Origin of the sequence: Serratia silvae (genome assembly GCF_023282985.1) — a bacterium.
Classification (GTDB): domain Bacteria; phylum Pseudomonadota; class Gammaproteobacteria; order Enterobacterales; family Enterobacteriaceae; genus Chania; species Chania silvae.
The window spans coordinates 129,939-143,330 of the sequence record NZ_JAGQDC010000014.1 but is presented as its reverse complement, the minus strand read 5'-3'; the positions used below and the strand labels follow the sequence as shown (position 1 = coordinate 143,330).

At 54.0% G+C, this 13,392-nt stretch carries 15 protein-coding genes; 8 read left to right on the top strand and 7 right to left on the bottom strand.

What is annotated here, in order from left to right; translation table 11 throughout:
* Positions 1-72: 72 nt before the first annotated feature.
* Positions 73-666: a GTP cyclohydrolase II gene (gene ribA / locus KAJ71_RS16865; protein WP_248946790.1), complete on the bottom strand. Its 594-nt coding sequence runs from the start codon at positions 664-666 to the stop codon at positions 73-75.
* A 277-nt stretch (positions 667-943) separates the two neighbouring features.
* Here ribA and pgpB point away from each other — a divergent pair, with 277 nt between their 5' ends.
* The 3 genes from pgpB (at position 944) to lapB (ending at position 3,562) form a co-directional block, all read left to right on the top strand.
* Positions 944-1,708, top strand: a complete 765-nt coding sequence (pgpB, locus tag KAJ71_RS16860; protein ID WP_248946789.1) for a phosphatidylglycerophosphatase B — start codon at positions 944-946, stop codon at positions 1,706-1,708.
* A 372-nt stretch (positions 1,709-2,080) separates the two neighbouring features.
* Positions 2,081-2,383, top strand: a complete 303-nt coding sequence (locus KAJ71_RS16855; protein ID WP_248946788.1) for a LapA family protein — start codon at positions 2,081-2,083, stop codon at positions 2,381-2,383.
* Positions 2,384-2,389: 6 nt separating this feature from the next.
* The gene (gene lapB, locus KAJ71_RS16850; protein WP_248946787.1) at positions 2,390-3,562 is read left to right on the top strand and encodes a lipopolysaccharide assembly protein LapB; all 1,173 of its coding nucleotides are present in this window, start codon (positions 2,390-2,392) and stop codon (positions 3,560-3,562) included.
* Positions 3,563-3,684: 122 nt separating this feature from the next.
* Here lapB and KAJ71_RS16845 read toward each other — a convergent pair whose 3' ends face one another.
* The gene (locus KAJ71_RS16845) at positions 3,685-3,972 is read right to left on the bottom strand and encodes an Arc family DNA-binding protein (RefSeq protein WP_248946786.1); all 288 of its coding nucleotides are present in this window, start codon (positions 3,970-3,972) and stop codon (positions 3,685-3,687) included.
* A gap of 175 nt (positions 3,973-4,147) precedes the next feature.
* On the opposite strand from KAJ71_RS16845, the gene KAJ71_RS16840 reads away from it, so the two are divergent.
* Entirely contained in the window at positions 4,148-5,086 is a 939-nt protein-coding gene (locus tag KAJ71_RS16840; RefSeq protein ID WP_248946785.1) for a LysR family transcriptional regulator, read from the top strand.
* A 50-nt stretch (positions 5,087-5,136) separates the two neighbouring features.
* Here KAJ71_RS16840 and bhsA read toward each other — a convergent pair whose 3' ends face one another.
* Positions 5,137-5,397 (bottom strand): multiple stress resistance protein BhsA, encoded by a 261-nt coding sequence (bhsA, locus tag KAJ71_RS16835; protein ID WP_248946784.1) that lies wholly within the window; start codon positions 5,395-5,397, stop codon positions 5,137-5,139.
* Positions 5,398-5,725: 328 nt separating this feature from the next.
* Here bhsA and pyrF point away from each other — a divergent pair, with 328 nt between their 5' ends.
* Positions 5,726-6,454: an orotidine-5'-phosphate decarboxylase gene (gene pyrF / locus KAJ71_RS16830; RefSeq protein WP_248946783.1), complete on the top strand. Its 729-nt coding sequence runs from the start codon at positions 5,726-5,728 to the stop codon at positions 6,452-6,454.
* Between the two features lie 10 nt (positions 6,455-6,464).
* A complete protein-coding gene (yciH, locus tag KAJ71_RS16825) occupies positions 6,465-6,791 on the top strand; it encodes a stress response translation initiation inhibitor YciH (RefSeq protein ID WP_248946782.1) in 327 nt (108 codons plus the stop codon).
* A gap of 147 nt (positions 6,792-6,938) precedes the next feature.
* On the opposite strand, the gene osmB is transcribed toward yciH, so the two are convergent.
* Positions 6,939-7,157 (bottom strand): osmotically-inducible lipoprotein OsmB, encoded by a 219-nt coding sequence (osmB, locus tag KAJ71_RS16820; RefSeq protein ID WP_248946795.1) that lies wholly within the window; start codon positions 7,155-7,157, stop codon positions 6,939-6,941.
* Positions 7,158-7,658: 501 nt separating this feature from the next.
* On the opposite strand from osmB, the gene araD reads away from it, so the two are divergent.
* A complete protein-coding gene (gene araD, locus KAJ71_RS16815) occupies positions 7,659-8,354 on the top strand; it encodes an L-ribulose-5-phosphate 4-epimerase (RefSeq protein ID WP_248946781.1) in 696 nt (231 codons plus the stop codon).
* A 32-nt stretch (positions 8,355-8,386) separates the two neighbouring features.
* On the opposite strand, the gene KAJ71_RS16810 is transcribed toward araD, so the two are convergent.
* From KAJ71_RS16810 to KAJ71_RS16800, 3 genes are read right to left on the bottom strand one after another with little or no spacing between them, the layout of a single operon-like run.
* Positions 8,387-9,133: a DeoR/GlpR family DNA-binding transcription regulator gene (locus tag KAJ71_RS16810; RefSeq protein ID WP_024486514.1), complete on the bottom strand. Its 747-nt coding sequence runs from the start codon at positions 9,131-9,133 to the stop codon at positions 8,387-8,389.
* A 48-nt stretch (positions 9,134-9,181) separates the two neighbouring features.
* Complete coding sequence (locus tag KAJ71_RS16805) at positions 9,182-11,614, bottom strand: formate C-acetyltransferase/glycerol dehydratase family glycyl radical enzyme (RefSeq protein WP_248946780.1); 2,433 nt, start codon at positions 11,612-11,614, stop codon at positions 9,182-9,184.
* Between the two features lie 4 nt (positions 11,615-11,618).
* On the bottom strand, positions 11,619-12,521 hold the full coding sequence (locus KAJ71_RS16800) for a glycyl-radical enzyme activating protein (protein WP_248946779.1): 903 nt from the start codon (positions 12,519-12,521) through the stop codon (positions 11,619-11,621).
* 147 nt (positions 12,522-12,668) lie between these two features.
* Here KAJ71_RS16800 and fsa point away from each other — a divergent pair, with 147 nt between their 5' ends.
* Positions 12,669-13,334, top strand: a complete 666-nt coding sequence (fsa, locus tag KAJ71_RS16795; RefSeq protein ID WP_248946778.1) for a fructose-6-phosphate aldolase — start codon at positions 12,669-12,671, stop codon at positions 13,332-13,334.
* The last annotated feature ends 58 nt before the right edge of the window (positions 13,335-13,392 follow it).

The following is a 13,392-nucleotide window of genomic DNA, read 5'->3' as shown; positions in this document are numbered from 1 at the left end:
ACCCTACGGGTTCGAGCTTAGTACGCCCCTCTGGGGCGCCAAAGCAATGCCGCCTTCTATGAAGGCGGATTTTTACTTTTTGTCCAGCAAGTGGCCCATTTTCGCGGCCTTGGTGGCCAGATAATGCTCGTTCTTCGGGTTACGGCCAACGATCAACGGCACGCGCTCGGAGATATTAATCCCCGCCTCGCTCAGGATCTCGACCTTCTTCGGGTTATTAGTTAGCAGGCGCACCGCATCCACCCCCAGCAGCTTGAACATATCGGCGCATAGCGTAAAGTCACGCTCATCGGCGGCAAAGCCTAACTGATGGTTGGCTTCCACCGTATCAGCCCCTTTATCCTGCAAGGCATAGGCACGTATCTTGTTCAACAGACCGATATTACGGCCTTCCTGGCGGTGATACAGCAGAATACCACGGCCTTCCTCGGCAATCTGTTCCAATGCGGCTTCCAGTTGAAAACCGCAGTCACAGCGCAGGCTGAACAGTGCATCACCGGTCAGACATTCGGAATGAACCCGTGAGAGAACCGGTGTTTCGCCGGTAATATCGCCGAAAACCAGTGCCAGATGATCGTGCCCGGTGGCCAGTTCTTCGAACCCTACCATCAGAAAATCACCCCATGGTGTTGGCAGTTTGGCTTCCGCCACACGTTTAAGCTGCATGTCACTCTCCAAAAACACTACCTGTCAAATCGCTGCGTGCATCCTACGACTGGGACAGGGGACTGACCAGCATTAAAACAGACGGCGACGATCATTATTTCATTCGTTACCGGCTATTTTGCCATAACTTGTGGTCGAGCGGTGCTCAGCAAAGCAGCATCCGGCATTTTACCGCCCCTATTGTTGCAATAGGTCAGTTATCTATCTAATTTCTCTTGTTTTGCTGAGTTCGCAAGATTGTTACACTGCGAGTTACCCTGAGTGAAAGGATAACTGGATGTTAAAGATAGTAAAACGCACGGCAACCGGAACGATTGTGCTGATGTTGTTGCCGCTGGCGGTCTGGCTTATTGGTTGGCACTGGCAACCCGGCGGCAATGTCAGCCTGTTAAAAGCGCTGTTCTGGGTTACGGAAACCGTTACTGCACCTTGGGGTATTCTTACCAACCTGATCCTGTCGGCATGGTTTCTGTGGTGTTTGCGCTTTCGGCTGAAAGCGGCGGTGGGGCTGTTTGTTCTATTATCTACGGCAATCGTGATTGGCCAGGGAGTCAAATCCGCCATCAAAGAGCAGGTGCAGGCACCTCGGCCGTTTGTCGTATGGTTGGAGTCAACCCATCAGATTGATGACAAATACTTCTACTCCTTGGACAGGAAGCAGCGTAGCGCCCTGGTCAAAGAGCAGTTGCGGGAGCAGTCGCTGGTGCCGGAATGGTTGAGCAAACACTGGCAGTTTGAGACCGGCTTTTCGTTCCCTTCTGGCCACACGATGTTTGCTGCTACGTGGGCATTGCTGGGGGTCGGGTTGTTGTGGCCACGGCGACATTATAAAACCGTAGCGGTAGTGATGGTTTGGGCGTTCGGCGTGATGGCGAGCCGCCTGATGCTTGGCATGCATTGGCCGAGGGATCTGGCGATGGCAATTGTCATTAGCTGGCTGTTGGTTACCTTGGCCAGTTGGCTGACACAGCGTTGGTTTGGGCCACTTTCCATTCCACCGCAAGAGCAGCAGGAAATTAGCGAGCGAGAACGCGAGAAGTAGTTTCAACAGTTAGCTGATGACAGCTAAGCGTGACGTTGTCACAAATTACGGCCCCAAGCTGGGGCCGTATCAACGCTAAGTTTACCCCTGCATTGCAATCCTCATTTTCGTCCCCATATCTTAATAATCCCGTGATTTTGAGAAGCTTTCTCATTACTTTGCTCAGGCGCTGCATTTCTTGCTGAATATCCCAGCAGATCTACGGTTTTATCGCCTGCCAGGGTTTCCCTGCTACGATAGGAAATGCTAACTTAAGTAACAGGGACGCCACTTAAAGGCAATTACCCGTGGGCTGCAAACCCCGTATTGGGTTCCGGTTTGTGGCCTAGAGGGTAGAATTCATCCGATTCACTCGGCATTGCGGGAAAGAATGTGAAATATTTACTGATTTTTTTATTGGTTCTGGTGATATTCGTGGCTTCAGTCACGCTGGGTGCGCATAACGACCAGGTGGTGACGTTTAACTATTTAGTTGCTCAGGGCGAGTATCCGGTATCTACCTTGTTGGCCACTCTGTTTGGTGCAGGCTTTGTGCTGGGCTGGATTATTTGTGGGTTATTTTATCTGCGTACACGCATCGCTCTTGGGCGTGCAGAGCGGAAAATCAAAAGGCTGGAACTGCAGCTAGAAGCACCTGCCGAGCCGGCATCGTTGCCCGCAGTCAGCAAGGAATAATCTGTTATGTTAGAGCTGCTGTTTCTGTTGCTGCCTGTAGCTGCCGCGTACGGTTGGTACATGGGGCGCAGAAGTGCTCAGCAGGATAAACAACAGGAAGCCAACCGCCTGTCGCGTGAATACGTGGCTGGGGTTAACTTCCTGCTTTCCAACCAGCAGGATAAAGCGGTCGATCTGTTTCTCGACATGTTGAAAGAGGACAGCAATACCGTTGAAGCCCACCTGACGTTGGGCAATTTGTTCCGTTCTCGTGGTGAGGTCGATCGCGCGATCCGCATCCATCAAGCCTTGATGGAAAGAGCTTCTCTAACCTTCGAACAGCGTCTGCTGGCGATACAGCAACTGGGGCGTGACTATATGGCCGCCGGGTTGTATGACCGCGCCGAAGACATGTTCAGCCAGTTGATCAATGAAGAAGACTTCCGTGTTTCCGCGCTGCAGCAGTTACTGGTGATCCACCAGGCAACCAGCGATTGGCAGAAAGCCATCGAAGTGGCAGAAAAGCTGGTCAAGCTGGGTAAGGAAAAGCAGCGCATCGAGATTGCGCATTTTTATTGTGAGCTGGCCCTGCAGGCGATGGGCAGCGACGATCTGGACAAGGCGATGAGCCTGCTCAAGCGTGCGGCCTCGGCGGATAAACAGTGTGCTCGCGTGTCGATCATGGTTGGGCGCATTTTCATGGCGCAAGTAGAGTATGCCAAGGCGATAGAAACCCTGACGCGCGTATTGGATCAAGACAAAGAGCTGGTCAGCGAAGCGCTGCCGATGCTGCAGGAATGCTACCAGCATCTACCCCAACAGCAGCACGACTGGGCAGACTTCCTCAAACGTTGTGTGGCGGAGAATACCGGGGCCACGGCGGAACTGATGCTGGCGGAAGTGATCGAGCAACGGGAAGGGAGCGATGTGGTGCAGGTGTATATCAATCGCCAGTTGCAACGCCATCCGACCATGCGCGTGTTTTATCGCCTGATGGATTACCATCTGGCCGATGCAGAAGACGGACGCGCCAAAGAAAGCCTGCTGTTGCTACGGGATATGGTGGGCGAACAGATCCGCACCAAACCGCGTTACCGTTGCCACAAATGCGGTTTTACCGCTCATTCACTTTATTGGCATTGCCCTTCGTGCCGGGCCTGGTCTTCGGTTAAGCCGATACGCGGGCTGGACGGGCAATAAAACCAACCTCGTCCAGCTCACTACAAAGGGGCGCAGCATATGAACTGTACCTCCAAATATCAGATATTTGTCCAACATTTGAGGGGCAGTTCATATGCTGCGCCCGCGTAGATTGATCAGCGTTATTTCTTCTTGCTGCTTTTTGCGCCACCTTTCAACAGTTGGCGCAGTTTCTTCAGTTCTTTCTGGCTAAGGGGCTGTTCAATCTCTTCTTCGATTCCCTGATTATCGATATCGTCATGATGCAGCGGAGCCGCTTTCTTGCTGGCTTTGGCCGGAGCTTCGAAGCTATGTTCCAGCCGTTGGCAAACCTCTGCACTCAATGAAAGCTGGTTCTCCAAGGCAATCGCCTTGATTTGCTCTTTCAGTGCTAGAGGGATTTTGATGGTCAGTGTCGATATCTCGCTCATTTTGCTGCCTTTTACGCTGGAAGTTACCATCAAGCTAAGCCAGCCGCGTAGATCTGTCTAGTGTGTAATAAAAATTTAATAATTACGTAACATAAATGAGATAGCAAACGCACCACGCGTTTATCATCTGCAACAGTTGTCTTTCCTCATTTTTCCTGCCGAGCTACTATGAGCCATGACTGAACCCGATCTCAATTTACTCATCGCCCTTGATGCACTGCTCGCTGAAGTCAGCGTGGTTGGTGCTGCGCGTCGTCTTGGTCTAAGCGCTTCGGCCATGAGCCGCACGCTGACCCGGCTACGCACCGTTACCGAAGATCCGTTGCTGGTGCGCGCAGGAAGGCACATGGTGTTGACGCCTTATGCCGAAGAGCTGCGGGAACGTACGCAAAATGCCGTATTTGCAGCGCGCTCGGTGCTGCGCCCTTCGGCTACAGAACTGAACCTCTCCACGCTGGAACGAACCTTTATCATTCGTGCTAATGAGGGATTTGTGGAGGCATTTGGTGCTTCATTGATTGCGGCGGCGGCGAGGGCAGCGCCTTTGGTGCGCCTGCGTTTTTCGCCCAAACCAGAGAAAACCTCAAAGCATCTGCGTGAAGGTCTGGTCGATCTTGAGATTGGTGTTTTGGGTACCATGGGTCCGGAAATACGCTTGCAGGCGCTGTTCAGGGATCGCTTTGTTGGCGTGGTAAGAGCAGGGCATCCGCTGACGCGGGAACCAGAGGTGACGGCCAGCCAGTATGCTGCTTTGGGCCACGTTGTCGCTTCCCGAAGGGAGCGCACCTACGGGCCGGTAGACGAAGCATTGGCTGAACTAGGTTTGCGGCGCAACATTGTCGCCGTGGTGCCGAGTTTTCCGGCAGCCTTGGCCGTAGCTCAGGAGTCCGATCTGGTGGCGTTGGTGCCTGCCTCATTCCTGAACAACCAACCGGTGACCAATATTGATGGGGTCGTCGCGACACTCTGGGCTTTTGAACTGCCGGTAACCACCAGGGCGATTACGATATCGCAGCTGTGGCATCCCCGCTCAGAGGCGGATCCGGCTCATCGCTGGTTGCGGCAATTGGTACTGAATGTCTGCCGCCAGTTGGTGCCAGAGTGCGGGTCGTAGGGGGCGCGGTATGCTGCGCCCGTTCAGATAATCTAGAGGGGGAGGTGAACTTATTTATAGATGACCGCGTTGCCGTGCAGCATGTTGTTACCACCGGCGGCGACAATGCGATAGCTGCTAGCGCCTTGGGCTGAGGCTTTGGCCGCCAGCTTGGCTTCAAGGCTGCTCAGCGTGGTAACGCCACTGGCAGAAACTACGCCAACTTCGGTCAGGTTTTGTGCCTGTTGCTGGCTGACCGGCTCAGCGGCAACGCTGGCAAATGAGCTCAGAGTCAGAATGGTAGCTGCTGCAAAATATTTGATGCCTTTCATAAGTATCTCCAATTTCGTTTTAAGGATGAAAGTGTTTCTGCTTTCGATGGTTTGAATAATAAAGCATTTATGAACGGATGAAATCGGATAGGCTTGAGTATGTTAATCAAATTATTTGATTGATAATTTACGCTTCTTTACTGCGTTTTACTTACCCTAGGTTAAGGGCGCAGGGTGTTATTGACAGTCGATGACCTACGCTGCATTAACATTACGTAACGGCAACGGGTTACGTGGCTGGGATTTCCGCTGTCTGACATGTAGAATGCGGCGGTCAGTTTTGCTGGCGGCTCACTCATGTTTGTCCATTTCACACAAGGTAGAAGCTATGAAGTCTGAAAATAACTCAAATAACAATGACTTAAAATCATCGCCCATCATCGTGGCTTTGGATTATGCTGACCGTTCCGCCGCATTAGCCTTTGCGGATCGCATCGATCCGCAAGATTGCCGGCTAAAAGTGGGTAAAGAGATGTTCACCTTATTCGGGCCTGAGATCGTGCGCGATCTGCATCAGCGCGGGTTTGAGGTTTTTCTCGATTTGAAATTCCACGATATTCCTAACACCACGGCGCATGCCGTAGCCGCCGCGGCGGAGTTGGGCGTATGGATGGTGAACGTACATGCCAGCGGTGGTGCCAGGATGATGAACGCTGCCAAAGAGGCGTTGCTGCCTTATGGTGCGGATGCACCGTTATTGATTGCCGTAACCGTTCTCACCAGCATGGAGGCGGAAGATCTGCGTGCTATCGGTATTGAACTCAGCCCGGCAGAACAGGCGGAAAGGTTAGCTCGCCTGACGCGAGACTGTGGTTTGGATGGCGTGGTCTGTTCTGCGCAGGAAGCTTCTCGCCTGAAAGCCGCCTGTGGCAGCCAGTTCCAACTGGTTACCCCAGGTATTCGCCCGGAAGGCAGTGCCGCAGGCGATCAGCGTCGCGTGATGACGCCGGTGCAGGCTCTGGCCGCCGGAGTTGATTATATGGTGATTGGCCGCCCGATTACGCAATCCGCCGATCCAGCGGCAGCGCTCAGCGCTATCCGAGCCTCACTGGCTTAAGGAACTCAATATGAATGATGACAATAGTCGCCTGGTATATTCCACTGACAGCGGGCGTATCAAGCAGGAAGAAATCAAGCCAGAGCGCACCAAAGGCGATGGCATCGTCCGTATTCAACGCCAGACCAGCGGCAGAAAAGGCAAGGGGGTTTGCCTGATCACTGGTGTCGATCTGGATGATGCGGCACTGGATAAACTGGCTGCTGAACTGAAAAAGAAATGCGGCTGTGGCGGCTCGCTGAAGGATGGTGTGATCGAGATCCAGGGCGACAAACGCGACCTGCTTAAACAGCTGCTGGAAGCCAAGGGGATGAAGGTAAAACTGGCTGGCGGTTAATAATACGGGTAAACGTTGCCGTAGTGGGGTTACTGCGGCAACGCTCGTCAAAAACAACGTGTGAATAGACCTGAAAGTATTCTCGATTAGACATCAAAGCTCAAAGCTTTTGCTAGCCTATCGGCAGAGGTATCAGCAAGCCGTGGCTTATTTGCCCACCTGGTGACCGATGACGCCACCAACAGCGGCTCCCCCGATGGTTCCCAACGCGCTGCCGTTAGTCAGCACCGCACCGCCTACCGCACCTGCACCAGCACCAATCGCCGTGTTGCGGTCACGTTTAGACATATTCGAACAGGCACTCAGCGACAGAGCCAGGGTAATCACCACTGCGGCGGTGGCAAAACGTTGATTAATGATCATAATGAGTTCTCCTTAGCATCGGCTATATGGAACTACTTAGCTGGCATAGCACAGCTTAAGTATAGGCAGTAATCAGCCAGCTGGCTTGGAGCTGCCTTCCAGACAACCTTGAAATAAAAAATGGCATTTTTTGCACAAAACAGAGCAATTAAAAAATCAGGGCGGTTTTATCGCCTTAATTCAGTATAAATATCTAGTGCAGGATAAATAGGGAAATAGTCTTAATTTGGGCCGGGGCGTCAGGCGATTATTCCGAATCCTCCGCCGCACATCTTTGAGCATCCAGCAGAAATCTACGTGGTCTTTAGCAATCTATCCCATACCGCCCAGTGGCATGCCTGCCGACAATATACCCGTCGTCTTTCAAGTTGCAGCGTTGTTACCTGCGCTATCTCACCTCAGTCACTTACGAAAAGTAAGCTCCTGAGGATGAGATAGCTTGTTGCCTAGCTGCAACTTGAAATTCATAGGGTATAGCAGTAGAGCCGCCACAAGGACAAGATCATGCTCAACGAACTGAAACAACAGGTGCTGGAAGCCAACCTCCAGCTTCCGCGCCATCATCTGGTGACCTTTACCTGGGGCAATGTCAGCGCCGTAGACCGCCAGCAGGGGCTGATGGTGATCAAACCTTCTGGCGTTGAGTACGATGCCATGACCCGGGACGATATGGTGGTGGTGGAACTGGAGAGCGGCAAGGTGGTGGAGGGGAGTAAAAAGCCTTCTTCCGATACGGATACCCACCGGGTGCTGTACCTGAACTTTGCTGCCGCGGGTGGGATCGTTCACACCCACTCGCGCCATGCCACCATTTGGGCACAGGCCGGGTTAGCCATCCCCGCTTGGGGAACGACGCATGCAGACTATTTCTATGGTGATATTCCCTGTACCCGGCCAATGCATGACGAAGAGATCAACGGCCGGTATGAGTGGGAAACCGGGAGGGTGATCGTTGAAACCTTCAAAGAGCGCGGTTTGGATGCCGAACAGATCCCGGCGGTGCTGGTGCATTCACACGGCCCGTTTGCCTGGGGAAAAGACGCTGACAGCGCGGTGCATAATGCTGTGGTGCTGGAAGAGTTGGCCTATATGGGGATCTTCTCGCGTCAGTTAGCGCCAGGACTAGGCAATATGCAGCAGACCCTGTTGGACAAGCACTATTTGCGCAAGCACGGTGTACACGCCTATTACGGGCAATAATCTCACCACGGGGCCGAATGGCCCCGCAGTCGTTATTCGTTAACCAAATCCAACTTGATACCTTGGCGTTTGAGCAACTGTTGGTAGTCGTTGGCGATGCGTGAATCGGTAATCACCCGGCCAATCTGGCTCATTGGCTCCAATGGATTGGGTTGGATCTGGCCGAATTTTGACGAGTCGGTCAGCACAATGTTCTCCACGCCTTTGGCTAACACCGCGTTGACCACGTCGGCACGCATCATATCGCGGCCGGTAAAGCCGGTTTCTGCGTGATAGCCATCCACCCCGATAAAGGCCTTGCTGAAGTGCACCTGTTGGATACACATGCGGGTTAACGGGCCGACCACGGTTTCACTCTTTTTCTGGTACATGCCGCCGAGCACGATCACATCGCAGTCGGTCTCTTTCAGCAGATGGGCGATGTAATGACTGACGGTGATCAGCGTGACGCGCTTGCGCTCGGCCAGATATCGGGCCAGCAGGGCGTTGGCACTGCCGCTCTCGATAAAGATGGTTTCGCCATCGTTGACCAGAGACGCAGCATATTGTGCCAGTTTCTGCTTAAGCGTGAAGTTGGACATCATGCGGGCATCGACGTCGTCGCTTTCCAGCGCAACGGCAGAGCCGTGAACGCGTTTAAGATAGCTGCGTTTTTCTAACAGATTGAGATCCTGGCGGATCGTCACCTCAGAAACGCCAGAGGCGCGCGCCAGTTCGCCGACGCTGATGCGCCGACGGTCATTCACCAACTGCAAAATGGTTTGTTGTCTTGAATTCATAGCGGCCTGATAGGCGGCCCCCAAAGGGTGACCGCAACGATTCACTGATTAAAGAGTATGTTCGGTACGCGCGATAATATCATCCTGCGCATCTGGGGATAATGCGGTAAAGAAGGCAGAATATCCAGCCACGCGTACCACTAAATCGCGATATTGGTCAGGATGTTGCTTCGCGGCCAACAGCGTTTCCCGCGACACAATATTATACTGCACGTGCCAACCATGGTAGGTTTCGAAGAAGGTGCGGAGCATCAGCATCAGTTTTTCGCGGTCACGTGGGTTCTCCAGCGTGGATGGGTTCAGCTTCTGGTTCAGCAACACGCCGCCCAGAATCGACTTGGTGGGCAGTTTACTCAGTGAGTTGAACACCGCCGTCGGGCCAAGATGGTCGGTGCCGGAGGCCGGGCTGGCGCCTTCTGCCAATGGCGTATGCGCTTTACGGCCATCCGGCGTGGCCATGGTTGCAGCACCAAAGGGTACGTTGGCCGAGATGGAGGAGGTGCCTGCATAGTAGGTACCACCGACCGGGCCACGGCCAAAGCGGGTGTTGTGATACTGTTTCAGTTCGTCGATATAGGTCTGATAGGCGCGTACCAGCAGCTGATCGACATCATCAACATCGTTGCCGTATTTTGGCGCAGCGTTGATCAGGCGTTGGCGCAGTTGTTCGCCGTCCAGCCCAGCAAAGTCGTTTGCCAGGGCTTGTGCCAACTGTTGCTGACCAATGACCCCCTGATCGAATACCAGCTTGCGTACCGCTTCCAGGCTGTTACCCAAGTTGGCGATGCCGACTTGCAGGCCAGATACCCAGTCATATTTCGCTCCGCCTTGTTTGATACTCTTGCCGCGCTCGATGCAATCATCCACCAGGGCCGAGCACACAATGTCGTGGGCATTCTCTTCCAGCACGGTATCGACTACGCACTCAATCTCTATCGATTTACGGGTGTAATAGCGGATTTGCGTATCCCAAGCATCCAGCACCTGGTCAAACTGGCTAAAGTTGCCCTGAGATAGCGCCAACTCCTGCGGCAGGAAAATCTTGCCCGAGGTGGCGTCGCGCCCTTGCTCCAGCGCTGCCAACATCACGCGGGCAAAGTTGATAAAGCTCATCCCGGTACAGCGGTAGCCCCACTTGCCGCCAACCGCGGTTTCGATACAGCCGATAGCGGCGTAATCATAGGCATCCTGTGGTTCGACACCCAGTTTGATAAACTCGGGGATCACGATCTCATCGTTGTTAAACGCCGGCATGCCGAAGCCGCAGCGGATCACCTGCACGCAGGCGTCGAGGAAATCATTACTGATCCCGGCGTGATAGCGCACGCTGAGGTTGGGTTGCGTAGAACGCAGACGGCCACAGGATTCCAGAATGGTGTAAGAGAGCGGGTTGACCGCGTCACAGGGCTGGCCATTGACCAACTTTTGGCCGCCAATGGTGACATTCTGGTACAGCGGACTACCGGCGGAGGCTTTGGAGTGTGAGCCAGAGCGGATCTTGTTTACTTCCAGCAGTTTCAACCAGCAGCTGTGCAGCATCTCGATGGCTTTTTCACGCGGCAGGGTTTGCTCCAGCTCCACGTCACGGCGATACCATGGATACAGATATTGGTCGAGGCGGCCAAAGGATACGGAGTGGCCGTTGGACTCGATCTGCAGGAACAACTGAATGAAGTAGCACAGTTGCAGCGCTTGCCAGAAGGTCTGAGGCGGTTGATGAGCGATCAGTTCGCAGTTGGCTGCCATGGTCAACAGCTCTTCACGCCGCCAGATGCGTTGCTCTGCCTGGGCCATTTCACGGGCCAACTGGGCAAAGCGCAGGATATGCTCGCTCAAAGCGTCCAGCGAGATGTCGATGGCCTTCAGGAACTGTTCCTTATGCAGGTCGTCCCAGTCGGTCAGGTGCAGGCGCTCACGGCGCTCAGACACTTTCTCACGCAGGCCATCCAGACCTTTTTCCAGCAACAGCGGGAAGTTGACCGCCAGGTGCGCATCGCCAGACGTCATGTTGCCTTCGGCCTTGATGATACCGGTAGCCAGCAGGGCTTTCTGCTCGTCGGTGAACATGCCGTAGCAGCGATCCTGCACGGTTTGACCGCGCCACCAAGGGCACAGGGTGTGCAACACAGATTTATCCTGTTCGCTGACGGAGAAGCCAGCGCCGGGACGATCGGCCAACTCGTCAATTTCGCTTTCGATCCAACTGACGGTGTATTCCGGGAAGATTGGTGCGGCGCGTAGCTGGCTGGCCTGATTACCGATGATCAACTCATCATTCTTGATCCAGATACTCCGTTTGGCCAGATGGTTAGCCAACGCCATGGCACGTCTTACCGGCAGCGGTTTATCCTGATGCTGTTGGTAAGTTTCGGTGTAGTGTTGTGCACGTTCGGTACAGACCGGTGGCTTGACGATATGGATCAGCGCGTTTTTGTGCGCCAGCGTACGTTCGGTCAGGGTAGTCAGATCCAGCGTTGTCATCGTGTTATCCTCGCAAAATGGCGGTCAGACCTTTGGCGCTGGCGTAATCTTCGGCATAGGCCAGCAGTTCGGGGTCGTCTAGTGGGGTACGGGAAGCATAATAAGGCGCGCCGAGCAGATGGTATTTATTCATCCCCAGCGTGTGGTACGGTAAAAAATGGATCTCTTTGACGCCGATCTCATCGGCAGCAAAGTCGGTAATGGCACGGATTGAGTCACGATCGGCGTTAAATTCGGGAATTAATGGCACCCGCACGGTGACTTGGGTACCTGCGGCGGCCAAGCGACGGAAGTTATCCATCACCCGTTTGGCGGAGCCTTCGGTCCATTGCTTGAAACGAACTTCGTCAACGTGCTTCAGATCAGCCAGCATCAGGTCGAGCCAAGGCAGAGAAGGTTCAATATAGGACCAAGGCGTATGCAGGCAAGACTCTACGGCGGTATGGATACCGGCCTCACGCCCGCGTTTGAGCAACTCTGCGGCGACCTCTGGCTGCATGAACGGCTCGCCGCCGGAGAGCGTCAGGCCACCGCCGGTACGCAGATAGTAAGGCTTATCGCGCATCACTTCGGCCATCACCGCATCAATGTCGAGCGCGGTGCCACATACGCTCAGCGCGCCGGTTGGGCAACAGCCGTTTAATGCGTCATAATCGGCGGCGGTAAGTAACGAACGTTGCAGGCTCAGAGTGTTGTCGTCAACGCGAGTGATAGCGTGCGGGCAACTCTCACTGCACAAGGTACAGGCCGTCAGACACAGGCGTTCATCAAACAGCAGTTCCTGCTGGCGCGAACGGCTTTCCGGATTTTGGCACCAGCGGCAGCCAAGTGAGCAGCCTTTAAGGAACACCACGCTGCGGATGCCTGGGCCATCATGTGTTGAGTAGCGCTGTAGATTGAAAAGCATTCGTCACCTGTGAAGTCAAAAATCTTCTTACGTAAATTAAATGACTTTCGAATGAAAGTTGATTTGATTTTAATCAAATGATGGGGGCTTTTTTCGCTTATTATGTTCAGAGTTTGAATCTGCCCACAAAAGAATCAGGAGAAGGTTATGGAACTGTATCTCGATACTGCCGACGTTAGCGCAGTGAAACGTCTGGCGCGCGTTTTGCCGCTGCACGGCGTGACCACCAATCCAAGCATTGTTGCCAAAGAAGGCAAGCCGATCTGGGAAGTGCTCCCGGCCTTGCGTGATGCGTTGGGCGGTACCGGCAAGCTGTTTGCCCAGGTGATGGCTAACGACGCGGAACGTATGGTTGCCGAAGCCGTCCTGCTTAACCAGCGCGTGCCGGGCCTGGTAGTGAAGATCCCCACCACCGCAGAAGGGCTGGCGGCGATCAAAAAGCTGAAATCCATGTCGATCCCCACTTTGGGGACCGCCGTTTACGGCGCTGGCCAGGGGCTGCTGGCGGCGTTGGCCGGAGCCGAGTATGTAGCACCTTACGTTAATCGCTTGGACGCACAGGGCGGTGACGGCGTTGAGATGGTGCACGAGCTGCAACAGTTATTGTCGCTGCATGCTCCTCACGCCAAGGTGCTGGCGGCCAGCTTCAAAACGCCACGTCAGGCGTTGGAGTGTCTGTTGGCAGGCTGTCAGTCGATCACCTTACCGGTGGATGTGGCAGAACAGTTTATTTCCACCCCGGCAGTTCAGGCGGCGGTAGAGAAGTTTGAACAGGATTGGCAGGGGGCTTTCGGCACTACGCTGATGAGCTAAATTGCGTTAATAAGGGCGGCACCAGCCGCCCTTGTAGACATTTGGGGTTCAGTTCAAT